Genomic DNA, 25086 nt, shown 5'->3' with positions numbered 1-25086 from the left:
CTTATCCTTCCACTCTAAACATTTGATATATGGTTTCCAGTTGCTTCTCATATGCTGAACAGTGAGTCAGATCAATATTATAGCTTACATGTGAAATTCCTTTTGGCAGATTTCCCTTTATCAAGCGGGGAAAATTTTCACCAGCCTCATACACCTCTGTCTTTTCCATAAAATATAGCACATCTTCATATTCTTCTTCTCTAAACCCCAGATCAGTCAATAAATCGCTATAAATGAGTGCAATTCTTTCAGATCTTTCTGCAAGCTTGACACGAACCTGTCCTGCCAGCTCTTGAAGAGAAAGCCCATGTGTACGGCTTTGCTCAAGAAAACATACATAGAGATAAATTGAAGATACGGCTTCATTCAGCTTTAGCTGGTTTTCATTTGATATTTTAATCGTTTTTGATAATTTTTCAATAATTGTTTTGATTTCAATTCCGCATCTGGTTCCTTTAAAATCAATGCGACCTTTCGTCGGTCCTTCCCAATGCTCGATTATAAGAGGCGGCTGGCCAGGATGCTTTTCCAGCCATTCATTAATAAACCATAATTCCCCAAACAACCCACGCTGTTGCTCTTCTGAAAGCCGCTTAAATCCTCCGCGCTGAAAGAAAGTCCTCCATCGATCAAGTACTTTATAGACTGTTGAAAAGAGGGATCCTTCTTCTTCAACTACTGCCAGATGATCAGCGAGATTCTGCAGAACAAGTTCAAAGATTTCTGGGCTTTTTTCATCCTCTTGTCGGATAACAAGAAAATAATGTTCCTTTAAGAGGGATAGTTTTTCAAAGTATTCCACCTTAACGGACATTCCCCTCCATTTAGGCAATGCTTTTTCCTGATCTTCGTCCCATCCTCCTGGCCCCAAATCAATGTACAGCTGCCTATGATGATTAGCAGGATCAATTCCTGCAAACATAATTGGATTCTCATAAGTCAAGACATTCAATTTATATACTTCACTTTCAGCCTGGCTTCTCAGTTCTTGTATCATTTCATCAAACTCTATTTTTAGGTTCAACACAGATATTCTCCTTAAATAAAGTTATTTATATATCGTTTTATTTGTCTGGTAGATGCCTTTCTCTTCGATTTCCGTCCCAGGGAAAGAAAACGCAATTCCAATTGGCACTAGTTTTGAGGAGAATTTCACATCTAAACTCTTAAAGATAGGAACTTCTGGATGCAAAGGATATATTAACATTAAGCCATTTTCCTTTGAACGGACTCCTCGTTTATCTTTACGTTCTTTGAGTTCTTTAATTTTATCGCAGTCTAAATCCATGTCCTCATGGTTCGGAGACACAATAGCCCCAATATCTCTAATTTGATACTTGCTATGAGGCGCTTTGACCTTATTCCCAAGTGCAGAAGCAGATTTCAAACTGATTTTCCCTAATTCAACCGGGTATTCTGATAGGCCAATAGCTGATTTAGGCTGACCTTCTACAATTGAAACTGTCCAATTTGTTAATTCGCCCTCCTTGTTCACTCTGGCAATATAGTCAGCAATTAGTGCAGAATTTACAATATTACTGTCAGCCGTTCGATATTCTGACAGAAATCCCTTGATGTGTTCTGCGTTCACATCAGATGCCGAGTAGAAGTTGGTCTTTTTGTATGTTTTCTTTGTTAAAGGAAGTTTATTAACGAGCTTAACAGCCGCATCCATGTTTCCTTTCATTACATCTTCACTAGGATCAAATAGTCTTGTCTGTTGCAGGGTACCAGCATAAATGACATTTGAAGAAACTGCATTTCTCATTTTCAGAGGACTTGTAAGCTTCATTGTTGGATGGCTGAGCATTTTGACTGCATATTCAGAAGGAGTCTTTTTCATTGCAGCCAGACGATCGAATTCCTGCCGAAGTTGAATCATCGCAATAGACAGATGCTCAAAATTTGAAGCAATCTCATTAGAAGTATAAATGCGGCAAATATCCATATAACCCTTTCTATAGCCAAACCAGCGCCCCATCTGCATGAGAGTATCGTACATAAGCGTATTCCGGAAGTAATAGGTGATGCTTAAGCCTTCTAGCGTTAATCCTCTAGACAATTTGTCTCCGCCAACAGCAATGACATTTAACCCTTCTTCTTTATATCGGTGGTAATCTAATGCATCCCGGCTATTTCCATTTATCTCGAAAACTTGGATGCTTTCACAGCAATTCATCAATTCTTTATATACTTCTTTCCAGCTGAATTCTGGATGAATTTCATTCGGCCAATCTCTGCTTGTTGGGAGAATATCATTTTCATAAAGATCTTGTAGCTCTGCAATCACAGTGCTTTCCGGATTATACTGTAGTTGCTTTGATATAGCATCAAACGCCCGCTCCACTTCATCTTTTACACTTGACTGGACATCTTTAAAACGAGAAGTATGTATGAGCATTGAATTATGCTTATTTCTTTGGCCTCTCAGATTGCGGATAGCAATCACTAGCAAGAATTCAAGTATTGCTTCACGCATTTGCGGAGGAACTTCTTCGAATTTATCTGCGTCAGATTTCTTTTTAATTTTTGTAAATACATCAAGGTCTTCCTGACGCAAATGTCGGATCAGACTTGGGCGAGTATCTTCGGCGTCCTCTTCAACATTAAAGTATTCCTCGGGTCCACAATATTCCTTTGGTTTTGGTAGACCGACGAGAAAATCTTTTGGATACAGGTCATCTCCTTCTTCACCTGTACTTCCTTCATTGTTGATTAGAAGATTGGCAAAGGGTGTTGCAGTATATCCGACAAAAGCTTTCCGATTAAAAATTTCAAGGATTTGTCTAATCAAGCGATTGATCGTTTTCGGATCTTCGTTTTTATCAGGGTTGGAAGTGTCAACAGATGCCTGATCTGCTTCGTCGTCAACAATTAAGACGGGAATATCCAGATTATATATAATATCCCGGTGATAAATTAACTGGTCTCGAAGCGACTCTAGTACTGTTTTATTTTTCTTAACAACCATTAATGTCGGCGAGTTTAGGTTACTGTTACCTCTTTGGCTTGATTTGATATCATGATCTTCTGTTGTCCAGGAAGAAATGATATGATCAGCCGTATTTGCGCTTATTTGGGCCACTCCTATTGGATTTCCATCTTTATCTGTTCGGTTCCCAATTACCTCTTCATTCAGACGGATCTGTGTCTGAGCTCTTAAATCATTATGAATACCTGATAGAACAATAATTAGCTTATAGCCGACATCATAAGCTTTATTAATTAAGCCAGTGAAATTAGCTGTTTTACCTGACTGAACGTAACCTAATACCAGTCCACGCTTGTCAAATGGATCCATGGACCTTGGATTTCCTATAGAAGCCATTATTTGATTCGTTGTTTCATCTATGGCAGTTACTGCCTCAATAGGCCAGTTTTTCGAACCGGAGAGATATCTGCGATACCTCGTCCAGAAAAATCCGCTTGCAACCATTTTAGGCTCAAACCAGCTTTTTTCTTTGGACTCTCTCATTACATAATCTTTTGGAACTTCCAAGCCGATTTTGTACTTCACATACATTTCGAGTGACCATTTTTGAAATATTGCATCGTCAATATTTCCATAGTCTGATGCTAATAGCCTGGCTAATTCAAGTGACTTTTCCGCAGCTTTCTCTTGAGTTTCAGAAATTGTTTTTAGCATATAAAAATTATTTAAAAATGTCTCCTCAAACAGAATCTTACTATCCATTGCTGACATTCAAATTCGCCTCCAATAAAATTACTTTTAAAGTTGCACGGTTTAATTCATCAAATGCAGGCTGAGTTAACAAAATATTCAAAAGCTGTTCTTCGTTTTCAGCCACATTCAACTGCATCATAGAAGAAGCAAATTGGACTACCAATTCTTTTTTGCTGTCTGGAACCTTTTGCACTTCTTCTTCCGGAACCTTAGGAGCATCTATAATATTGCTTGGTGAGCCAAGCTGTACAAATTTCAAATATAAGTTTAATAGTTTTACATGTTCATCATCCAAACTTTTAAGCAACTCAGAAAGAATCGGATGATTCCGATTTAAAATAAATTGCGGACCATCCTCGTTGCCTGACTGCTCCCATGTATTTAAACTCCCCTTAACAGAAGGATTTCTAGGACCAGACTGTGTCCGGAAATAAAACATATCCCTTGAAACTTTTCGTGCAATGGATGAAATGGCTTCTAGTCTACTTTTAGCGTCTTCAGGCAAATTAATACCAGATTTTTTTATATCAACCTGCCAGTCTGAGTCGGCTGCATTCGGAAGATCAACGCGCACTCTGGCCAGCTGTGAAGCTGCATCCTTTGGAAACAGCCCCATCCAATTACCGAAATATAGCAGACGATTTTCTCGATATATATATAATCCCTGATGATCACGCCAGCCTTTGTAACCGCCCGCCTTCCTATATTCAGACTCTGTTAAATGGGAAGCATGAGGCAAAATAAAATACTGTACTTTAATTCTATTATCATTAATTTTAAGAATCTGCATTTCGCCTTCCAGTGTATTCGGATGACTCCTCATAAAGGGATCCCATGGATCTATCTCTTTACCGTTGATAAACAGACTTACTTCTTTTTTTTCCAGTATAGAGTGAAAGACAAATTCCAGATGTCTATTAATACGGGAAACTTTATTATAGAAGCTGGTTTCTTTTAATTTGCGCTTTCGTCCAACTCCCATAAAGCGGTCAAGCTTATCAATACAGACGATTGTGCCGCTTACTCCCTTTATATCGTCCATTTGCAATTTTATTTCTTCAGGAATTCTGGTGAAGAGTTGCCATTCATTGCATTCTGATACATGATCAAGATCCCAACATCTCTCATAATATACTCCATCTTTTTTTGTCAAAACACTCAATCGCTTTCCAAGTGAAAAAGAAGCCGTTTTTAATCCCATACCAAAACGACCGAGCTCGTTTGCTCTTCTATGCTCTCTTGGGTCTTTAGAACCAATACTCATGGCAATTTGAAGCGTATCTTCAGTCATACCGAAACCATTATCATTTATGGTAATCATTCCATCTGTATCATTATAAGTAAAATTAATTTTAATAGTTGATGCCTTAGCATCAAGACTGTTATCTACAAGATCGGCAATAGCTGTGCTAGCGTTATATCCAATAGAACGAAGCGCCTGAATCACAGGCGCTGCTGATGGTCTTGTCAAAACTATATTCATCTTTTAAACCCCGTTTCGCCGCAATATTCATCCTAATTATAGCAAATAATTTAGCAGAATAAAGTGTAGATAATAGTTTTTACTTAAGTTTACAAATAGATTAAAACAAAGTTTTTTTAATAGATTTTATTAAATGGTAAAAATCCCCATCTACTTATGATAAGGCTCCCCCCGCACAATCCGAAACGCCCGATAAATCTGCTCCACCAACACCAACCTCATCAACTGATGCGGGAACGTCATCCTCGAAAACGATAACTTCTCATTCGCACGCTGCATGACAGCATCACTTAGTCCGAGGGATCCGCCTATGACGAAACATACTTTGCTTTTTCCGTATGTTGCCAGCTTATCTATTGTATCGGCTAATTCTTCGGAACTTTTCATTTTTCCTTCGATGGCGAGGGCGATGACGTGGGCGTCTGGGTTGATTTTGCTTAGGATGCGTTCGCCTTCTTTGTCTTTGATGATTTTCATGTCTTGATCGCTGAGGTGTTCGGGTGCTTTTTCGTCTGCGAGCTCAATGATGTCGATTTTCGCATAGGCTTGTAATCGCTTTGTGTATTCGGCTATGCCTTGTTTTAAATATTTCTCTTTTAATTTTCCTACTGTGATAATTGATATATTCACAGGTCATCCCCACCTTAAGAACAAGTTATTCATATAAGTTATCAACAATTGTGGATAAAATTTGTGTATTTTGTGTCCGATCATTCGTTCCCCACTATATATATTGCAGGTTCATCGCACAATTCACAGGTTGTGGATAAACTGTGTGTATGTTCGATTTTTCTGAATTCTGGTGGCTGTTCGTGATCATCTATGTACATGTCTAATACGGTTTCTATGTGTTCTGCACAAGCATATAATGTTTTGTTCATAAGTTTCTGATTCCTCCAATATGTTGTCTGGTTATTCACAAGTGTTTCGCTCATTGTTCAATATAACCGATTTATTCACATGTTAATAGTCTTTTGCCATTTCCCACACCTTTTATCCACAAACCAAACAAAGAAGCCTCCACTTCTGTGAAGGCTTCTTTCTATAAAAATGGATTATAAAATCTTGTTCCTCTAACAAATGTAATCACTAGCGACACGATGAGTACCACACCAACAAACAATAACGCAGCATAATCTGCTTTTTGAAAGTCTTTCGCCGTGAACCATGTGCGCTTTTTATGCTTTCCAAATCCGCGCAGCTCCATCGCATTGCTGATCGTTTCAATCCGCTCCAAGCTGGAGAAAATCAGCGGCATCACAATCGACAGCGCATTTTTAATCCGTTTCCCCAGTTTTTCATTCTTCGATAAATCAATTCCTCTTGCTTGCTGAGAAATCGCTATCGTTCGAAAATCCCGCTGAATATCTGGAATATAGCGTAAGGCAATCGCGACAGCATAGGAAATCCGGTAGCTGAACCCGATTCGGCTGATCGATGAGGCAAATTCACTTGGATTCGTTGTGACGATAAACAAAAGCGCTGCTGGCATGACGGTCACATATTTCAGCGTAATATTCAATTGATAGAAAAGCTGTTCCAGTGTGACGTTGTACCAGCCTGCAATATGAAACAGCTCATGCTTTGCTCCGTAGATGGCGACTCCTTGCTGGGGCGCAAAAATGTAAATGGCGATGTTGTTGATGACTAGGAAAATCGCCAGGACAATCACCACGAAGGAAATATCACGAAATCGCACGTTCGATAGCTGAAAGAATACGATACTGGCGGCTAGCATAAAGACTAAAATGCCTGTATCATACGTGAGCATCGCTGCGGATGACCAGAGGATAAAGCAAATGAGTTTGGTTGCCCCTGTCAGCCTATGAATCGGCGACGGGCGATCGATATAGGACAGCATGTCTACAGCCATGTCATTCGTTCCTTTCTGTCAACCTCAATGAAGCGATCCACGAGTTCATTTGGATTCGGCCAGTCTGCTTTCAGCGCCAGTTCATACAGCGACGTTTCCTTTAAGCTCGCCTTTTGGACAAGCAGCTGATCTGTCAGCACTTTGGCGGGGGTATCATCTGCGATTTTTTCTCCATCTGAAATGACAATGGTTCTTGTCGTGTATTCGAGCATCAAATGCATATCATGGGTGATCATGAAGATCGTGACACCCTGCTGATTTAATTGCTCTAAAAACGTCATCATTTCTGTGTAATGTTTAAAATCCTGTCCTGCGGTTGGCTCATCTAAAATGATGATTTCTGGCTCTAATACAAGAATTGATGCAATGGTGACGCGTTTTTTCTGTCCGAAGCTGAGGGCTGAAATCGGCCAGTTCCGAAATGGATATAAACCGCATACTTTTAGAACCCGCTCCACCCGTTCTTTGATGTCGTCTTCCTTTACGCCTCTTAAAACGAGACCGAGTGCGACTTCATCAAAGATCATTTGTTTTGAAATCATTTGATTTGGGTTTTGCATGACAACGCCGATTCGTTCAGAACGCTGTTTGATTGTGTCTTCTGTGATGTCATCGCCATTCAGATGAATTGTCCCTTTTGTTGGCTTTTCAAATGCGCAGAGCACCTTGGATAGTGTCGTCTTGCCTGCACCATTGGCTCCTGCGATGCTGATCATTTCTCCTTTTTTGACGGTAAAGGAGATGTTGCTCAGCGTGTTTGGTCTTGTCGGATAGTCAAAGCTCAGCTCACGCACCTCTAGTAAATCCTGCGCTGTAATCTGCTCTACTGACGGCTCAGACGCTTCCATCCACTGCTCGATTTTCCCTTTTTCCTCGTCATTTAAGGTGAGATGCTGTAAATTAGCTATCTGATCTCCCGGTGTAACTGGAATGCCTGCATATTTCATGGCCTTTACATATAAAGGCTCGCGCAAATATGCCGCTTCTAATACATTTGAGGCGAGCAATTCATCTGGTGTCATATCCGCTGCAATCGTGCCGTCATTGACGACGATGATGCGGTCGACATGACGGAAGAGGACGTCCTCTAACCGGTGCTCGACCATCACGACCGTTTTTTTCGTTTCTTTTTGCAGTCGATCAATAAGATCGATCACTTCTTTGCCTGTAGACGGATCAAGGCTTGCAAGTGGTTCATCAAACAGCAAAATGTCGACATCGTTGACAAGTACGCCCGCAATGGCGACACGTTGTTTTTGACCGCCTGACAGCTCATGCACGGACGATGCCAGCTTGCCGTCTACCTCTGTTAATCTTGCCGCTTCTTCGACACGTGTTTTCATTTCTTCGCGTGTGACTTGATCATTTTCAAGAGCAAACGCGATGTCTTCTCCAACGGTCAGCCCGATAAATTGTCCATCAGGGTCCTGCAGCACCGTTCCGACGAGCTGTGAAAGGGAGAAAATGTTCTCTTTCTCTGCATTTTTCCCGCCGATGTGAAGACTTCCTTCCATAGAACCTTTATAAGACGCAGGAACTAGCCCATTGATACAATGGGCTAGCGTGCTTTTTCCCGATCCAGACGGGCCTGCGATGAGGACTTTTTCCCCTTCATAGATGGTCAGGTTGATATCTTTCAATGTCGGTTCTGCCTGACTGCGATACTTGAATCCGAAATGTTCGAATTGAATCATCGGTTTCTTCATTTATGTGTTCCACCTTGCTTCATGATGTTTCTTTCGATAGACTGCCGCTTTTGCTTCTCGTTTTCGCATAAGCCGCAATGATGATGGTTCCTAGTACACCGACTGTGATGATGTTCGAGATCCCTGCCACGATGCCTTGAACAAATACTTTGTTCGCAGGTTCTGCATAGATCACAATGTCGAGTACAGGAGCAATGACAAACCAGCCTAATGCCTGCGCACCTGCTTGTACGGCGTTGAAAAGCGTGATCTTCTTCCAGCCAAAGTCGCCCTCTTCTACTTTTAAACGGTTAGAAATGAAGCCAATCAATAACCCAACAACACCTGAAACGATAATCCAGCTCCACCAAGGGCCGAATGTGGTGGCATCTTTAATGAGATGACCAATAAACCCAATCAGTGCGCCTGCAACAGGACCAAAAAGCACAGCCATTAATGCAAGGAATGCGTACGATGTCTCAATTTGTGTATTCGGAATCCCAGTTGGAATGGAGACGAAGCGTCCTAAAATGACAAAGACGGCTGCGCCAATTCCGATGGCAACGACAGTTTTCGTTGAAAGTTGTTTACCTGCCATGATGTTTCCTCCTCTTATTCGTATATAATGCGCGGAGCTTTGCGAATCGAAAGGCGCCAGCCTGTGCCTGTACCGATGTTATAAGCCTTTGCAAATGACCCTTGATTGATCGCCACGCCTAAATGATCGAGTGAATTGACATATACGAGTGGTTCGCCTACCTTTAAATCGGCAAAAGATCGTCCATAGGTCATGATATTTTTATACACATTTTTCGGCCCGTTGGCAATGGTAACTTCTATTGCATCGCCGTAATTAATTGAAAGCTGTTCAAATAACGTGTGATGAATGTTTGTCCATAGGTTTCCGAACCTCACGTCTAAAATATCAATCGTTCCTGTAATGACTTCTTCTTTCGCATACGCCTGTACGACTGGAAGGTGAATAATATCATCAATATTCGCCTTTGGCCCAACCTCTTCAAAAGAAATCACACCTGAAGCGATTCTCGCCCCTGTATATGCGTAAATGTCTCTCCCGTGGAATGTATGTGATTTTCCCGACTTCGGCAGCCGGTTAATGGTTTCATCTAAATAACGGGCTTCCACAATGCCAATATCCTGCGCGACGTGCGTGAGTGTCCCGTTATCTGGGGTAATGATATAGTGCGAGCTGGTGGTTTTGACGACAAGACTCTTTCTTTCTGACCCAACGCCTGGGTCAACAACGGAAACGAATACCGTCTCTTCCGGCCAGTATGTGACGGTTTGGAGCAGGCGGTAAGATGCCTCCCAAATGTCATACTGCGGTATATTGTGTGTTAAATCAAAAAGGCGGATCCTGCTGCTCACCGTATTTGCCACTCCGTACATTGCGCTGACTGCTCCATCATCAATGCCGAAATCTGATTGTAAAACCAATGCATGTTCACTCATGTCAATCTCCCTTTCATTTGAAAAAATGGATGTGGTGTTTCACGTGGAACATTTGAACATTTGTATGAAAAAAGTGGACAATAAAAAATACCCCATCCTTATCTTTGAATCATAAGGACGAGGTATTTGTCTCGTGGTACCACCTTTATTTACTGTTTGCTCGCGCTAAACAGCCTCTACAAGTACAAAGCTCCAATCTGGCTCATATACTGTGGTTTTGATAACGAGTACCAACTCTCGTCGTGTCCTACTAATATCATAGATATGTTCAGCACGAGGCTCAGAGACCATTTTTCGAATCATTATTTTTGCTTCTTTTCAGCTGCCGAAGCTCTCTGTGGAAAAATTGATGATTGTACTTTCTCTCGTCATTGCCTGTTTAACTATCTTGAATTAAAGCTATCATACATGATGTTTTTTGATAAATCAAGATATTTTTCTGAACATTTTCAAAAGTGAGTCAACTGATGCTGGAAGAGTCTTCTTTTTATAAAATTTAAACAAATGTTAAAGAGCGAGATATGGTGTCTTTCCTTTCTAGCGGTATAATAAAGATGAAGGGAGGTACAGCGTGTGTGGACCATCTGTATGAATGAGTTTAAGCAGCTCTTCAAAAGCACAAAATCCATTTTAACAATTGTTATTATTTTCATTTTATCTACTTTTGTTTCAACTCTTCCGTTTATTGCTGCTCATCAGGACAAATGGGAGCAGGCAAAGGATCCTTATTCTATTGGGAATGAACTGGTGATGTCGTTATTTGGTTTCTTCCTTATTTTTTTATTGTCTCACGATATTTTGAGCCGAGAAATTCATTTGAAAACCATCCGTTTTCTCGTCAGTAAAACAACCCGTTTGAACATTATTATCGGAAAATATCTTGGGCTGATGCTGTTTTGGCTTAGCTGCATTATGACGACTTACGTACTGAATATGGTGATTTCACATCGTTTTCTGTTCTCTGATGCGTTAAAAATCTTAACCTTTATCAGTGTCGGTATCTCATGTACTTTATTTTTGTCCATGCTCTTTCCAACACCGCAGAAATCAATGTTTGTTGGGATGTTGTTTTCCTTTCTTTTCCCGATCGTCAGTATGATATCTGTTCTTTCTTCAGAACGATTGATTCATTGGTTCCAATATATGACGCCTTATTATTATGCACGCTTGAGTGAACCGCTGACCTATGTACTCATGAATACAGCATTAACCGTTGTATTACTCATTGGAACAGCACTCCTATTTCAAAGGAGGGATGTCTAAATGCTGCATACAAAAGAGCTCACAAAAAAATATCGGACAAAAGTCGCGATAGATCACATTACCCTTGATGTCAATCAAGGCGATATCTTCGGACTCATTGGACCTAAGGGTTCTGGTAAGACGACGTTTTTCAATATCATTACGGGAATTTCCCGGCCAACCTCTGGTACGTTTACGATGATGGATATGCCTTCATTAAAAAAGGTGAGGCAGCATATCGGTGTTCTGCCTGAATATACGGATTTATATGAAGGGCTCACGGCACTTGAACATATTGCCTACTTATCCAAAATCACCGGGACACGCCAGAAAACGAGTGATTATGAAGAACTGCTCGAATTTGTCGGTTTAGATCACTATCATCAGGAAAAGGTCGGTACCTTCACACCTGGTATGAAGAAGCGGCTCGGAATGGCGCAGGCCATCGCCCATCGGCCCGAATTTATTTTACTAGACGAGCCTTTTGCCGATATTGATGCTGATTCGATCTTGCACATCCAGCAGGTCATTGAAACGTTAAAACATGAAGGGAAAACCGTCTTTTTAACGGCTGACCGCCCAAGGTTCACAAATAGTATTTGTACCAAAACGGCATTCATTTCTGAAGGAAAATTAGTGTCCCCCCATACTCATCCTCAAGAAAAAACCATCACATCCTCAAACATACGTGCAACCTTCAAGCATGCGTGGATTGATGATGAGGTGAAACCTGTTCTCACGCAGTACTTACAAACTGTTGGAACAGATCTTGTGATCAGTGATGACGAGACCTCATTGTTGATTCGTTCAGAAGCCCAAGTCCCATCGATCATCCGCGCTTTCGTGAAATGCAAAGTCGATTTATACAGAGTCACGGCTCAGGATGCCATGAGCACTTCATAAAAAAGTACCGTACGCGATCCGCACGGTACTTCTTCTTTTTTATAAAGGTTTACTCATATAGATTCCGGTTTCTGCAAATCCGGTCTTCTCGTACAGTGAACGGGCGATTTGATTATGAGCAAAAACATGCAGCGAGAGTTTTTGCACACCTAATGACTTTGCCTGCTCCTCTAATGCAGCAATGGCCTGCTTTGCAAAGCCTTTACCTCGATAAGCTTCGAATAAAATAAAGTTATAAATGAATCCTTCCTGCTGAGGGTGATTCGGGTTATAACAAAGCCAAACCCAGCCAATCGCTTCTTCCCCGTTCAAGAAATTCCATAGCTCATGATGCTCTGTCCGCAGACCTTCGGGAAGCAGCCGATCAAATTGTTCTTCTGCGTTCGCAAGTGATTCTTCCTTTTCCCATGTCCCTGCGAGTACCTTTTCTTCTGCGTACCGCTGAATGGCCTTCTCCATCAATACATCGTAATCCGTTTGTGACATTGGTTGTAGTGTAACCAATTCGTACCGCCCCCTTTCCTCCATCATATGATGAGCATGCGAAAAAAACCAGTCCCATCAAGGAACTGGTCATCCGCCGAATCGGTCGGTTTGAGAAAGTTTGACCTCTACTGATTTTTTCTTTCCGCTTCGGTAAAACTCCATCTTTACCTTGTCGCCGACTTTCTTTTGATATAAATACTTACGAAGATCTACGATATTCTGTACACTCTTGCCATCAAAGGAGGTGACGACATCCAGCTCTTTTAGTCCCGCTTTTCCCGCTGGAGACAAAGACTCGACACTCATCACGACAACCCCTGATGTGACTTTAGATGGCAGCTTCAACGTTTCCTGCCAGTGATAGCTCGCAATATCTGCTAATGATTTCATGCCAACGCCTAGATACGGACGCTTCACCTCTCCGTAGTGCTCTAAATCTTCTATGACAGGGATGACTAGATTCGCCGGGATAGACAGCCCGATGCCTTCTACCTCTGATTCAGCAATCTTCATTGAGTTGATGCCGATCACTTTTCCGTCCATATTGATCAAGGCACCACCGCTGTTGCCTGGATTGATGGCGGCATCTGTTTGCAGTACCTCCGCATTCCAATCCGCCTGTCCGTCCCCATTCGAGTCTACAGGAATCGCACGTTCCGTTCCAGAAATGACACCTTGTGTGACAGAGCCCGCGAATTCAAGCCCTAACGGATTTCCAATGGCGATGACTGGCTCACCTGGCTTCACATGATCTGAATTGCCAAAGGCGGCGGTCTTCTTGATCTTATCACTTTTGACGGTGAGAACCGCTAAATCCATCAGCTGATCGCTTCCAACAAGATTGGCACCAATTCTTGTCCCATCCTGAAGGCTCACTTCAAGCTGGTTGGCTCCTTTGATGACATGGTGGTTGGTCACGATATAAAAGGTATCACCCTTTTTCTTATAAATCACACCTGACCCGCTGCCTGCCTCCCCGCCTTCTTCCCAAAAGCTCGACTTTTGGATATTAATGACGCCGACAACCGTATCCGACATATTAGATACGACTTTCGTGACCGCATCATTGACGTTCACATTGACGGTCTTTAAAGGGCCCTGTGCTGATTGCCCATCTCCATTCTGCTGCCACCCAAAGGGACTGCCGCTCTGTCCTGACACATAGGGGAAAAAGAATCCCATTAAAAAAGCTCCTACCAATACACCGATCAGACCAGATAGGAAATATCCTTTTCTGCTTCGTCTCGGCTTCCACTCTACATCGCGATAATCCACTATGTTTCCTTCCTTTCAGTGAATAGATGATGTATATAGTGTTGGTAAGAAGCTCTTATCTTAATCATACGATTGTAAAAATCATACGGCGCAAAGCGGGGTTGCTTTTTTCGGGTCCGTATCATATAAATCAAAGCCATCCCCGACAACAAAGCCCTTCATCTCAAGCGTCTGCTGGACCGCCATACGGGCTAAATCCTTCATGTTGTTGTCTTGACTCAAGTGAGCCAAATAAATGCGTGAGGTGGCATCTCCAATCACATCTGTCATCGCAAGAGCGGCATCTTCATTTGATACATGTCCGACATCGCTCAGAATTCTGCGCTTAATGCTCCACGGGTATCGGCCCATTTGCAGCATACCGACATCATGATTGCTCTCAAATACAAACGTATTGGCTGACTGAATGATGCCTTTCATACGATCACTCACATAGCCTGTATCCGTCATCAGGGCAAGTTTGCGCCCGCCATAATGGAACACGTAAAACATGGGCTCAGCCGCATCATGTGAGACGCCAAAGGACTCAACATCGAGACCACCAAAGGATTGGACGGTTTCCATATCAAAGTGGAATTTTTGCTCTGTGTCAATCTTCCCGATATGAGACTCCATCGCCTTCCATGTTTTCGCATTTGCATAGACAGGGAGCTTGTACTTTCTTGCCATGACACCGAGCCCTTTAATATGATCTGAGTGCTCGTGTGTCACAAAAATGCCGTCCAAGTCTTCAGGCTTGCGGTCGATTTGACCAAGCAGCTCGACCATCTGTTTGCCGCTTAATCCAGCATCCACTAAAAAGGCATGCTCGTCTGTTTCTAAATAAAAAGCGTTCCCCGTACTTCCGCTCGCTAGTACACTGAACTGCAAGCTCATGTTCTCTCACTCCATTGAAGATTTGTCATCTTTCTCTATATGATCAAGTGTTGAGCCATCAATGGCATTGATCAAATATTCTTCTTCTGTCTTTTTCTTTGAACTAACTGATACGCCTTCAAGCTCGACTCGCCATACAGGCACCATGACCTGCGTGCTTGCACCCGGGTATTGCGTATAGTAGCCAAGTTCTACCTTTTTCACGGTCGTGTTTTGGCTCAGCATGTTTTGTGTATATAAGTCCTTCACGGTTTCAAGGGCTGGGACAAGGGTTTCTTTTCTCACTTCATTAATCGACGTCACCATCGACTGCTGATACGACACGACCTCGTTTTGATCGTTTACATCTAAGGTGATTTTCCCGATGGTTTCGGTGTCATCAAGGCCTTCTTGGAAGATGTATTTCCCTTTATACGTTTGGAAAAAGACGATCTTCCCTGTCTCTTCATTAATACTCCACAGCTTATAATTCTTACCATCCAGCAAACGCTGGTTTACGAGGTTTGTCGCCGCTGTTTTTATATCCTTTTTTGGCAATGCAACGGGTTTATTGAAGGTCATCTCAAGCAGTGTGACAGGATCATCTTTGTCCGTTTTCGGGAATGTGCTTTTCGCCTTTTGATCAGCTAATCCGTCGACATCCTTTTTCGTATATTGCTTCTTTTCAGCTGTAATGCGGTATCCAATCTTCGCTTCATCTGATAGATTGCCATATTTGATCCCATCTGCCTTCATTTCTTCCAGCGTATCCGTTTTTTCGATAATCGCAAAATGATCGGTTGATCGTTTTTCAAAGTATTGAAAACCTAGAAAGATATCGAGAACGAGAAAGGCTAGGATAAAGATCGTTTTGGTCTTATTCCACTCCATTATTCTCGCTCCCCTCTGTCAACAAATCATGCGATAGTATCACGGTTTTGCCGTTATATTTCATGCACCATACTGGCTCCAGCCAGACAAACATCGCTTGATCTTGATCTGATGCGGTTGAAGTAGCTTGATAGGCCGGGAAAATTTGTTCAATTTTCTCCAGGTCATCATATTTCGTCTGCTTGACGATTAAGTCCTTCAGCTCTGTCCCGTTCATCAGCTTGACCTGTTCACTCTGACTCGCTTTGTTGCCTAGAATATAGTTTGGACGCTTGTAATTCAAGATGTCATCATTCGCCCACTGTACTTCAAGAGAGGTCATCCCAAATGGATGCTTTGTACTGTTGACGATCGGCAGACCATCCATAAACATATTAAAGGAAAGCTGCTGGTTGCTGTTGATGCCAAAGTATTGATAGTCATCGGTAAAGCTCCCCGTATCATTGAAATACTTCACACTTCGCTTGATCAAATCCCCCGTTTGGAAAACGGTACTGGAATTGATATTGCGGTGCTGATATTGGATGCGGTGGTCTTTTTGATTGGCTTCAAGACGGCTTGTGCCATCTGTGTACACTGTCCGATTTAAATTAGACTCCTCGCCCACAAGACTCGGGTCCGTAAACAGAGCGTCCTTGAATTTGCTTGTCTTAATCGTTTCGATAAAGAACATTTTCGCTTCAAGCTGCTTTTGCTTTCTCGGAAGGAGGAAATCTCGTTTAGAATTCGCTGAGAATGTATAGAGATCGTAGCGCGGCATCTCGTTTTGAGCGGCTGAGATACTGTCCATTAGATTCCGATAGTTAGCGGATTCTATTGTCAGCTCAAGCACCGTTTCCTTGCTGTATGAAACCAAATAGACTTTCTTATTGGCCTTGTCCTGCTGGGAGAACGGCACAATCATCCGATCAAACGAGTTGTATTCAATGGACTTATTCGGCCATTTAAACAGCGCTTGGAAAATATCAATCGGAATCGAGTCATTGAACACAAGATCCAATGTCTTCCCCTGTCCTCCGCTTCCATAGAAGAAATTCTTAAATCTCTGCTCAGAATATTGATCCGACACATCCGAAATCTCTTTGACATCCCAAAGGCTCACATCATTCCAGAAGTTTTGAAAGAGTTCCTTTTGATCGACTTTAAAGTGCTCCCCATTTGAATGGATGAACATCTCGCGCGGCTTCACGACATCAATGAGACTTCTAGGCTCATCGCTTGAAATCTTCTTCGTTTCCACGACCTGTGTGCCGGCATCTGCCTGGTCCTGCATGACGGGCTGGAACATCCAAATATTCCACGTAAACACAAGACTGATTGCAATTAGGATTGTCAATATTATGGTTTTAAAGGTCTCACGCTTCATCCCAATCATCCTCTTGTTCTTCATTGTACGGAAGGGTAAAGGTCACCGTTGTTCCTTTTCCTTCAATGCTGTCAGCCCAAATATCTCCGCCATGAGCCTGAACCATTTCTTTTGCAATCGCAAGTCCTAGGCCGGTTCCGCCAAGCTTTCTTGTTCTCGCCTTATCCACTCGATAAAAACGTTCAAAGATTTTATCCATATCCTTCTTCGGAATACCGATCCCTTCATCTTTGACGCTGAATAACACAAGGCCATTCTCCTCATCCAGATCAACGGTAAACGTGATATGTCCACCCTCTGGGGAGTATTTCATGGCATTGGAAATGATATTATCGAGCACCTGTGTGATTTTATCTTGATCAATTTCCACGTATATTTCACGCTGCGGCAGATTGCGGATAAACTCGACATGCTGCTCTTTCGTCATTTCAAAACGATCAATGACCAATGAGATAAACCTGATAAAATTCGTCCACTCACGGTTGAATTGATAATCCTTGCTGTCGAACTTAGACAGCTGCAGCAGGTCATTAACAAGCCGGATCATGCGTTCTGTTTCATTTTGCGTGACACTGAGGAACCTTGGCGCAAGCTCTTTATCACCAATTGCCCCTTCAGCCAGTGCCTCAAGATAGCTTCGCATCGTCGTCAGCGGTGTGCGTAGCTCATGTGATACGTTTGCGACGAATTCACGGCGTTCTGCATCAATTTTCTCCTGCTCTGTGACGTCATAAATGACCGCAATTAAACCATCAATCTTCCCATGCTCTTTCTGAATGACTGAGAAATTCACACGCAAAACAGACAGCTGATCTTCGCGTTCAATTTCTATCAGCATGGAATCTTGATTTTCGACTAAATCTTCAAATGTATGCGTGTCCTCGAGGCCCAGTAAGGACGTAATCGGCATCTCTAGAGCTGTTTCACGTGAAACATTTAACAGCTCTAATGCGGGGCTGTTTAATAGAATAATCGCACCGTTTTGATTCGTGGCGATGACGCCATCCGTCATATAGGCAATGACAGAAGAAAGCTTTTTCCGCTCACCCTCCGTCATCAGCTGCGCTTCCTCCAGTTCTCTCGTCAGATGGTTAAAGGTTGTCGCAAGCTGGCCAATCTCGTCATGTCCATACTTTCGGACTTTCCTGGAAAAATTCCCTTTGGCAAGCTCGATCGCTTGCTTTCTCATATCCGAAATAGGATGAGTGATTGTTCTAAAGATGAAGATACCAAGCAGTGCGGTCGTCCCAAGTGCGATCAGTGTGCCAGTCGCCAAAATGGTGTTAATGGTTCGCATTTGGTTAAACACACTTTCCATCGAAGACACAACATAAATCACACCGACGGTTTCTTGGTTCTCATTTTTCACGGCTGTCGCAGAAATACGCACCCGTTTATTGGATTCTGGGTCATAGAATTTCTTTTCATAGTCTTTGCCAACCGCGAAAATACGGCTAATGATTTGATCAGTGATTTTCTTCCCGGCAATCTCCTGACTGCCATTATTCACAGAGGCAATGACCTCTCTGCTTTCGTCAATATAGCTGACTTCAGAAATTTCATTAGACTCATCTTTGTTGTTAAAGTCGTTTAATATCTTTTGAGCATCCTCTTTTAATTCTGCCTTGCTTTTCGATGAATCTTGTTCTAGGTAATACGATAACGAGTAGATTCGCTGATTCAAGGAATTATCATAGGAATTAATTAAGGACTGCTCTAGCTGCTTCACAAAGTACACGCCAATGATCTGCATGGCGACAATGATCAGCAGCACGTAAATTAAGGTCAATTTGAAGTGAATCGAGCGAAAAAAACCTACTTTACTCATAAGAATCTTAGTCCTGCTCTGGGTTTCTTAAATAGTAGCCAACGCCTCGTCGTGTCACGATCCAGCTCGGGTGGCTAGGATTGTCTTCAATTTTCTCACGAAGACGGCGGACTGTGACGTCCACTGTACGCACATCCCCGAAATAATCGTAGCCCCATACGGTTTGCAGCAAGTGCTCACGTGTCATAACTTGTCCGATATGTTTCGCTAAGTAATGAAGCAATTCGAACTCACGGTGCGTCAATTCAATTGTTTCCTCACGCTTAGACACCACATATGCATCTGGATAAATGACAAGTGATCCAATCTCAATATCATTTGATTCAGATTCTTCCTCTGTCTGCGGCGCAGCAATTTGTCTTCTCAAATTCGCTTTCACACGGGCAAGCAGCTCGCGCGTGCTAAATGGCTTCGTCACATAATCATCTGCGCCAAGCTCAAGACCGATGACTTTATCAATTTCAGAGTCTTTTGCTGTCAGCATGATAATCGGCATGTCATATTTTTTTCTCACTTCACGGCATACCTCAACGCCATCTTTGTTCGGCAGCATAATGTCGAGCAGAATGATGTCCGGTTTGATTTCTTCTACCATTTCAAGGGCTTCATTTCCGTCATATGCACAATGAACCTCATAGCCCTCTTTTCTTAAATTAAACTCCAATATATCAGCAATCGGTTTTTCATCATCTACGACAAGAATCTTTTTTTCCATTGTGATTTCCTCCTGCATTTTTAGCATCTATGTCATTCCATTTTGCATCTCTCATCAGGCCTTTTCGTTTGAGCAAAAAAGGCTCACTGTCTATTATAACGTTTTACGTGGCAAAGATAAAAATAATAACGGCTTTCTTTTCTAGTAAACGTTGGATAGGAAGTCACCTCTCAAAAAAATTGATGGCTTTTTTCCTTTTTTATCGAAACTTTTCCAGTCACCAATCGTCTATATAGATGTAACGTCTTCTTCTTATGGAGCCGGGCCCTACCTAGGTCCGGCTTCTCCCTTTTTATGCCTTCTTTTCATAAAATAAAAACGCACCTGCGATTGCAGATGCGTTTGGAAGTGGCTCGGGACGGAATCGAACCGCCGACACACGGATTTTCAGTCCGTTGCTCTACCAACTGAGCTACCGAGCCATCATCAAAAGATGAATATGTATAAATGGCGGTCCGGACGGGACTCGAACCCGCGACCTCCTGCGTGACAGGCAGGCATTCTAACCAACTGAACTACCGGACCTCAGTAACTTGCCCGAAAAAGCAATCGTGGTGCTCCTTCAAGCAAGTGAGGAAAAATTAGCTTAACGCTAAAGTAAATCAATGACCCGTACGGGATTCGAACCCGTGTTACCGCCGTGAAAGGGCGGTGTCTTAACCGCTTGACCAACGGGCCAATACATGGTGAGCCATGAAGGACTCGAACCTTCGACCCTCTGATTAAAAGTCAGATGCTCTACCAACTGAGCTAATGGCTCTCGGTTTGTGAAAAGTGAATCTGAAGAAGCCGTATTGCGTCAAACCAATCGCTTTAAAAAAGCTGGAACATCGCATCCTAACAAGTTTCAGAGACTTTTGCAACAACGAGATTTATAATATCATAGAGTAATTACATATGGCAATACGTTTTTCGACATTTTTTTAAAAAAAGTGTCGGATTTGAAATCTCCTGCCAAAGCCCTTCTATTTGCAACCGCCTTCATTTCTGATTCACCTTTTCATGACCACTGCCTATTCAAGCACATAGAAACGTTTTAGACCGCTCAAAAATGGTTATACATGAAACAAGTGACATTGTGATTGAAAAAGGAGGAAGCAGTATGAGTTCATTTAAATTAGGAGATAAAATGCCCAACTTTTCACTTCCAACAGTACAGGGTGAACATATTGATTTTCACAAACATTTAGAGGAACATCAAAGCTGGCACCTCATCGTCTTCTTTAGAGGCTCATGGTGCCCAGTATGTGTAGAAGAATTAAAAGAGCTCGAACAGCAGCAATCATACTTTCAAGACAAGGATATCCACTTAATGGCGATTTCAACGGATCATCCTGATGACTTGAAGGAATTTGCGGATAAAGAAGGACTATCTTTCCCGATCATGTCTGACCAGGACCTTACTTCATTAAAAGCATATGAAGTCCACTATCACGGAGAAGATGCTCCTTATGAAGATCACGGAGTGCACGGGGAACCTGCCTATTTCTTATTAAATGAAAAGGGCCAAGTCCTCTATCAGCAAAGACAAACAAGTCCGTTTGGCAGACCGCATGCCAACGAACTGCGCAAAATCATCCAGTACATCCGCAAAAACTTAAAAGGCCAATATAAAAGCGTGAAATAAGAAAGAACCCTCGTACTGAGGGCTCTTTTTTTATGATTGTCTTTTGTTAAATAGCCAGTCTGCGGCGAAAAACACAAGAAGTCCCGCCATGAGAATGACAAAAGTGACGGGTGGTCTGTCACCTTCAACATACGAGTACAGCGCATGTCCTCCTAATGCGAGAAGATAAAAGACAAACGCTGGTACAGCTGCTTTATGTGAATTCGCTTGTTCTCTTTTCGTCATTTTTTTAAAAAACATTGTAGCTATTCCCCTTTATGCTGCCTTCTTCATCGTCACCCGGCGAAGTGCCCGCAAACGAATATATTCCATTGGACCCATTCTCCAAACCTTTAGACAACATGCTGATATGGCAATTTGCAGAAGTGAAATGAGCAGCCATGCCAATACGATAAGAGGGGCGTTGATTTGTCCGCCAAGACCCAATCCCCAGCTATAAAAAAGAACCGAGCAGATGATATTTTGCAGGATGTAACAGCTGAGTGCCATTTTCCCTACATATTCAAACCAATTCCACATGAACCATGATTCCGTGTGAACCAGGAGCTTCGCAATGACAGCGATATAGAAAAGAGAAAGGAATGGCGAAAACGCATAGCGCACAACGAATTCCACTAGTTCGTTCGGAACGAAGACAAGTGCATTCAGCGGCAGACCCACCCACAGACCGACTCGGAATAGTATTTTCCGTAGAGATTGCCCGCGTTCGTTTGCATAAAAAACACCGGCTCTCATCATCCGCACACCTAATAAAAACAGAAATGTGTTCATTGGAATGATAAAGATCGCTTCTTCACGGTACATGAAAAAGTGTTGTAATCGTTCTTGAACCTGCGAGATCCATGTCTCTGGCAGCTGCTCTTCCAGCGCCGGTTCACTGCTTTGATCATACGATTCTGTCTCCATTTCAGAGAGGGAGAACACCATCAGACAGGACAGAACAAGCAAATGAATGACTCCAGAGAACATCATGCCTCTTTTGATGCGCTTGCTCCCTCCTCGTACAATAAATGCCACAAGCAAACCGGTCACAGCGTAACTCATGAGCACATCATATTCCATCACAAGTGCAAAATGGACAAAGCCTTCGATAAATAAAAATAAAAGAATCCATAAATATGTACCAGGCCAAGGCATGTTTTTTCTTTTGGCCTGCTGATATTTCAGCTCTAGCCCTACACCGAACATGATTGTGAGCAGTGAGAGCATTTTCCCATAGACGAACATGGAAACAAGGCTTTCTAGAAAACTGCCATGTTCATATTCATCTGCAATCTGATCTGTCGCAAAGGTATCCCCTGCATACGCAAAAAACCAGACGTTCGTTCCCAATGTGCCTAATATGGCAAAACCTCGTAAAATATCTAATAATCTTATTCTTTCTTTCACTAGAACGCTCCTTCCCCCTATACAGTTATCATATTTTGGTAATGATCGGAAGCCTGTTCTACTGAAATTAAGAAATATTTAAACAAAAAGACACCAGTAAAATGTGCAATTTTACTGGTGTCTGATCAGTCTATTATTATGGACGGTACACGCTGCGGACAACGTTCGTTTGGGAACGATCTGGTCCGACTGAGAAAATGGAAAGTGGAATACCTGTTAATTGTGAAATGCGCTCTAAATAATGACGGGCATTTTCAGGCAGTTCGCTTAAATTCTTCACGCCTGTAATATCCTCTGTCCATCCTGGCATTTCCTCGTAGACAGGCTCACATTTCGCTAGTTCATTTAGACTTGCTGGAAATTCTTCTGTGATTTCTCCGTTCAATTTATAAGCGACACAGATTTTCAATGTTTCAATCCCTGTCAGTACATCAATTGAGTTAAGAGATAGATCTGTAATCCCGCTCACACGGCGAGCATGACGGACAACGACACTGTCAAACCAGCCAACACGGCGCGGACGTCCAGTTGTTGTACCGTATTCACGGCCAACCTCACGGATTTGATCGCCAATTTCATCATGGAGTTCTGTCGGGAATGGGCCATCTCCAACACGTGTTGTGTACGCTTTTGACACGCCGACCACATGTTGAATTTTCGTTGGTCCTACACCAGAACCAATCGTCACTCCTCCAGCCACTGGGTTAGATGACGTGACAAATGGATATGTCCCTTGATCGATATCAAGCATAACGCCTTGTGCTCCTTCAAATAGTACACGGCGGCCTTCATCTAGTGCGTCATTCAAGACAACAGATGTGTCCACGACATATTTTTTCACTTGCTGGCCATATTCATAATACTCGTCTAAAATATCTTCAATCTTGAAGCCTTCTGTGTCGTACATTTTCTCTAAAAGACGATTTTTCTCTTCTAGATTACGTGCAAGCTTCTCTTCAAATACTTCACGATCTAATAGATCTGCGACACGGATACCGATACGAGCTGCTTTGTCCATATAAGCTGGTCCGATTCCTTTTTTCGTCGTACCGATCTTGTTAGCCCCTTTCCGCTCTTCTTCCACCTCGTCCAATTTTAAATGGTAAGGCAGAATCACATGGGCTCTATTGCTGATTCTGAGGTTATCTGTACTCACATTCCGTTCGTGAAGATACGCAAGCTCAGTGACCAACGCTTTAGGATCAACCACCATTCCATTACCGATGACACAAGTTTTCTCTTGATAAAAAATACCGGACGGAATGAGGTGTAGCTTGTAAGTCACTCCATCAAATTTGATCGTGTGACCTGCATTGTTCCCCCCTTGATAACGGGCAATCACCTCTGCATTTTCTGAAAGGAAATCGGTAATTTTCCCTTTCCCTTCGTCACCCCACTGCGTACCTACTACGACTACTGAAGACATATCGTGCACCTCCGTTAACCTTTCAAAACGTTATCTCTTTCAAACACATTTATTTTATCAATGCAAAACGAAAAAGTCAACGTGAAATCCGAACATTAATATCTCGAAATCAAATTTTGTTCGTTTTAATTATGAGAAAAAGCGCTTTAATCACTTCTTCAGCGCTTAAAAAGGGAGATTTTGAGTAAAAACAACTATTTTGATGGTTCCTAATTTCTATTGATTTTCAATTAAATGAATCATCGAGCTTGCCATAAAATCAGGTGAGTACGGTCTCCCTGTCCTCAACCACCATTCTGCTGTTCCAACATAAGCAGAAATGACGAATTGCTGCTGCATGTCGATTGGAACGAGATGTGGATGAGGCTTTGAGCCTGCGATTTCCTCTAACCCCATAGAAAAGCTTTCTTCAAAAAAAGCACGAACCGTTTCATGAATATTGAGCTCTCGTCCTCGTTTCAAAAGAATTTGATACTCCTCTTCATGTTCCTGCAAATGCTGATAAAATCGAAAAATATACACATATGCCGCATGCTCTTTTTTCACATCATCTTCTTGTACAGGAGCAAAAATGGCACATTTCATCACATCAAACATCTCATCCATCACCTGCTGGGCAAGATCAAATTTATCCTCATAATGCTGATAAAAGGTGGTGCGGTGGATGCCCGCCACTTTCGTCAAATCCTGTACAGAAATCTTCTCCCACTCTTTTTCTCTTAATAACTGAAATAACGCTTTTCTTAATTGCTGCTTCGATTCCGTTGCACGCTTATCCCCTCTGTAGCAGTCCGCCACAAGCCATTCTCCCCTTCCTATGAACTTCAACAGATTCCGCTTTTCTGTTGGTTGAATCCTCAAGGCTGATGAATTAACTTTAATCT

23 protein-coding genes, 4 tRNA genes and 1 other annotated feature are annotated in these 25086 nt (G+C 42.3%); of the genes, 3 read left to right on the top strand and 24 right to left on the bottom strand.

Features of this window, described 5'->3' with window-relative positions:
- Position 1: 1 nt before the first annotated feature.
- The 9 genes from C6Y03_RS04040 to C6Y03_RS04000 all read right to left on the bottom strand — a co-directional run bounded on the left by C6Y03_RS04040 (position 2) and on the right by C6Y03_RS04000 (position 10199).
- Positions 2–1027, bottom strand: coding sequence for a PD-(D/E)XK motif protein (locus tag C6Y03_RS04040; RefSeq protein WP_106038869.1), 1026 nt, complete (start codon positions 1025–1027; stop codon positions 2–4).
- 21 nt (positions 1028–1048) lie between these two features.
- Positions 1049–3703, bottom strand: coding sequence for a Z1 domain-containing protein (locus C6Y03_RS04035; protein WP_106038868.1), 2655 nt, complete (start codon positions 3701–3703; stop codon positions 1049–1051).
- Positions 3687–5168: an ATP-binding protein gene (locus C6Y03_RS04030; protein ID WP_106038867.1), complete on the bottom strand. Its 1482-nt coding sequence runs from the start codon at positions 5166–5168 to the stop codon at positions 3687–3689. Before C6Y03_RS04030 ends, C6Y03_RS04035 begins: the two co-directional genes overlap by 17 nt.
- A 150-nt stretch (positions 5169–5318) precedes the next feature.
- Complete coding sequence (rlmH, locus tag C6Y03_RS04025) at positions 5319–5798, bottom strand: 23S rRNA (pseudouridine(1915)-N(3))-methyltransferase RlmH (protein WP_106038866.1); 480 nt, start codon at positions 5796–5798, stop codon at positions 5319–5321.
- 80 nt (positions 5799–5878) lie between these two features.
- Positions 5879–6049 (bottom strand): CxxH/CxxC protein, encoded by a 171-nt coding sequence (locus tag C6Y03_RS04020; RefSeq protein ID WP_066031484.1) that lies wholly within the window; start codon positions 6047–6049, stop codon positions 5879–5881.
- Between the two features lie 161 nt (positions 6050–6210).
- Positions 6211–7041 carry an energy-coupling factor transporter transmembrane component T family protein gene (locus tag C6Y03_RS04015; RefSeq protein ID WP_106038865.1) on the bottom strand — a complete coding sequence of 277 codons (831 nt, stop codon included), beginning with the start codon at positions 7039–7041 and terminating at the stop codon, positions 6211–6213.
- Positions 7032–8747, bottom strand: coding sequence for an ABC transporter ATP-binding protein (locus C6Y03_RS04010; protein ID WP_106038864.1), 1716 nt, complete (start codon positions 8745–8747; stop codon positions 7032–7034). The genes C6Y03_RS04015 and C6Y03_RS04010 overlap by 10 nt, the downstream gene beginning before the upstream one ends.
- Positions 8748–8766: 19 nt before the next feature.
- Positions 8767–9324 (bottom strand): ECF-type riboflavin transporter substrate-binding protein, encoded by a 558-nt coding sequence (locus tag C6Y03_RS04005; protein WP_012011871.1) that lies wholly within the window; start codon positions 9322–9324, stop codon positions 8767–8769.
- Positions 9325–9338: 14 nt separating this feature from the next.
- Complete coding sequence (locus C6Y03_RS04000; RefSeq protein WP_034660590.1) at positions 9339–10199, bottom strand: SAM hydrolase/SAM-dependent halogenase family protein; 861 nt, start codon at positions 10197–10199, stop codon at positions 9339–9341.
- 110 nt (positions 10200–10309) lie between these two features.
- Positions 10310–10580 (bottom strand) — a binding site (T-box leader).
- A 192-nt stretch (positions 10581–10772) separates the two neighbouring features.
- On the opposite strand from C6Y03_RS04000, the gene C6Y03_RS03995 reads away from it, so the two are divergent.
- Together C6Y03_RS03995 and C6Y03_RS03990 are read left to right on the top strand one after the other, a co-directional pair.
- The gene (locus C6Y03_RS03995) at positions 10773–11462 is read left to right on the top strand and encodes an ABC transporter permease subunit (protein WP_060597675.1); all 690 of its coding nucleotides are present in this window, start codon (positions 10773–10775) and stop codon (positions 11460–11462) included.
- Positions 11463–12344, top strand: coding sequence for an ABC transporter ATP-binding protein (locus tag C6Y03_RS03990; protein ID WP_060597676.1), 882 nt, complete (start codon positions 11463–11465; stop codon positions 12342–12344).
- Between the two features lie 39 nt (positions 12345–12383).
- Here the strand turns inward: C6Y03_RS03990 and C6Y03_RS03985 are convergent, their stop codons facing one another.
- The 11 genes from C6Y03_RS03985 to C6Y03_RS03935 all read right to left on the bottom strand — a co-directional run bounded on the left by C6Y03_RS03985 (position 12384) and on the right by C6Y03_RS03935 (position 20520).
- A complete protein-coding gene (locus tag C6Y03_RS03985; protein WP_106038863.1) occupies positions 12384–12848 on the bottom strand; it encodes a GNAT family N-acetyltransferase in 465 nt (154 codons plus the stop codon).
- A gap of 69 nt (positions 12849–12917) precedes the next feature.
- A complete protein-coding gene (locus C6Y03_RS03980) occupies positions 12918–14108 on the bottom strand; it encodes a S1C family serine protease (RefSeq protein WP_374955721.1) in 1191 nt (396 codons plus the stop codon).
- Positions 14109–14186: 78 nt separating this feature from the next.
- A complete protein-coding gene (locus C6Y03_RS03975; RefSeq protein ID WP_034660602.1) occupies positions 14187–14981 on the bottom strand; it encodes an MBL fold metallo-hydrolase in 795 nt (264 codons plus the stop codon).
- A 6-nt stretch (positions 14982–14987) separates the two neighbouring features.
- Positions 14988–15851, bottom strand: a complete 864-nt coding sequence (locus C6Y03_RS03970; protein ID WP_106038862.1) for a two-component system regulatory protein YycI — start codon at positions 15849–15851, stop codon at positions 14988–14990.
- Positions 15838–17217, bottom strand: a complete 1380-nt coding sequence (yycH, locus tag C6Y03_RS03965; protein WP_106038861.1) for a two-component system activity regulator YycH — start codon at positions 17215–17217, stop codon at positions 15838–15840. The genes C6Y03_RS03970 and yycH overlap by 14 nt, the downstream gene beginning before the upstream one ends.
- The gene (walK, locus tag C6Y03_RS03960) at positions 17207–19045 is read right to left on the bottom strand and encodes a cell wall metabolism sensor histidine kinase WalK (protein ID WP_034660608.1); all 1839 of its coding nucleotides are present in this window, start codon (positions 19043–19045) and stop codon (positions 17207–17209) included. The genes yycH and walK overlap by 11 nt, the downstream gene beginning before the upstream one ends.
- A 7-nt stretch (positions 19046–19052) precedes the next feature.
- The gene (yycF, locus tag C6Y03_RS03955) at positions 19053–19760 is read right to left on the bottom strand and encodes a response regulator YycF (RefSeq protein WP_034660610.1); all 708 of its coding nucleotides are present in this window, start codon (positions 19758–19760) and stop codon (positions 19053–19055) included.
- A gap of 349 nt (positions 19761–20109) precedes the next feature.
- A tRNA-Phe gene (locus tag C6Y03_RS03950) sits at positions 20110–20182 on the bottom strand.
- A 26-nt stretch (positions 20183–20208) separates the two neighbouring features.
- A tRNA-Asp gene (locus C6Y03_RS03945) sits at positions 20209–20285 on the bottom strand.
- 81 nt (positions 20286–20366) lie between these two features.
- Positions 20367–20438 (bottom strand) — tRNA-Glu (locus C6Y03_RS03940).
- A gap of 6 nt (positions 20439–20444) precedes the next feature.
- A tRNA-Lys gene (locus tag C6Y03_RS03935) sits at positions 20445–20520 on the bottom strand.
- A gap of 342 nt (positions 20521–20862) precedes the next feature.
- On the opposite strand from C6Y03_RS03935, the gene C6Y03_RS03930 reads away from it, so the two are divergent.
- Positions 20863–21387, top strand: coding sequence for a peroxiredoxin family protein (locus tag C6Y03_RS03930; RefSeq protein ID WP_106038860.1), 525 nt, complete (start codon positions 20863–20865; stop codon positions 21385–21387).
- 30 nt (positions 21388–21417) lie between these two features.
- Here C6Y03_RS03930 and C6Y03_RS03925 read toward each other — a convergent pair whose 3' ends face one another.
- The 4 genes from C6Y03_RS03925 to C6Y03_RS03910 all read right to left on the bottom strand — a co-directional run bounded on the left by C6Y03_RS03925 (position 21418) and on the right by C6Y03_RS03910 (position 25030).
- On the bottom strand, positions 21418–21627 hold the full coding sequence (locus C6Y03_RS03925; RefSeq protein WP_034660614.1) for a hypothetical protein: 210 nt from the start codon (positions 21625–21627) through the stop codon (positions 21418–21420).
- 15 nt (positions 21628–21642) lie between these two features.
- Positions 21643–22776, bottom strand: coding sequence for a DUF418 domain-containing protein (locus C6Y03_RS03920; RefSeq protein WP_106038859.1), 1134 nt, complete (start codon positions 22774–22776; stop codon positions 21643–21645).
- 136 nt (positions 22777–22912) lie between these two features.
- On the bottom strand, positions 22913–24202 hold the full coding sequence (locus C6Y03_RS03915) for an adenylosuccinate synthase (protein ID WP_034660617.1): 1290 nt from the start codon (positions 24200–24202) through the stop codon (positions 22913–22915).
- A 216-nt stretch (positions 24203–24418) separates the two neighbouring features.
- Positions 24419–25030, bottom strand: a complete 612-nt coding sequence (locus tag C6Y03_RS03910; RefSeq protein ID WP_223253271.1) for a TetR/AcrR family transcriptional regulator — start codon at positions 25028–25030, stop codon at positions 24419–24421.
- Positions 25031–25086 lie beyond the last annotated feature (56 nt).

It is taken from the genome of Bacillus sp. LNXM65 (genome assembly GCF_002998575.1).
GTDB lineage: Bacteria > Bacillota > Bacilli > Bacillales > Bacillaceae > Bacillus.
Note: the sequence above shows the minus strand (reverse complement) of the source record. Positions and strands in the feature narration are given on the sequence as shown.